The sequence below is a fragment of the Salinimicrobium oceani genome (assembly GCF_012037645.1).
On record NZ_JAAVJR010000393.1, the window covers coordinates 1 to 518 of the forward strand.

Genomic DNA, 518 nt, shown 5'->3' on the forward strand with positions numbered 1-518 from the left:
TATAGCCAGGGCAGCGCCAATCATGAGAAGAGTCCAGATAACTTCTGAAATTCCAAAGCCATTCCAATCCAGGGACGTCAACCAGGCAGCAGTATTCGCAATAAGAGCCACAGTGATCCAACCGGAATAGAACGAGAACGGCCACCACACAAAAGCAATGATCGAAAGTGGCGCATCATCCAATTCCATTCGTGTTTTAAAAATGATCATGATCAAAGAAAACAGCAGCAACACCATGATCAAAACCGAAAGGCCTACGAAGTGATTTAACCAGGCGAAGATCCAGGCAATATTAAGCGCACAGGAAATAACGAACCACCATCCTATTTTACCGGCTTCTTCCCTGCCCCTGGAATTCGCTAATTGAAATATTACAAAGGCGGCGAGCGCCAAATAGATCAAACCCCAAATAGAAAATGCATACCTGGCGGGCGTAAATAGATTCTGATAATCGGCTGAAACAGATCCCATGGTTTCCCCGTTTATGGCTCCGGTATTAGAAAAATAATTGAAAATTA

1 pseudogene is annotated in these 518 nt (G+C 44.0%); it reads right to left on the minus strand.

Annotation, left to right across the window (positions count from 1 at the left end):
- Positions 1-518, minus strand: a pseudogene (locus HC175_RS17350) (tryptophan-rich sensory protein); the annotation flags it as partial.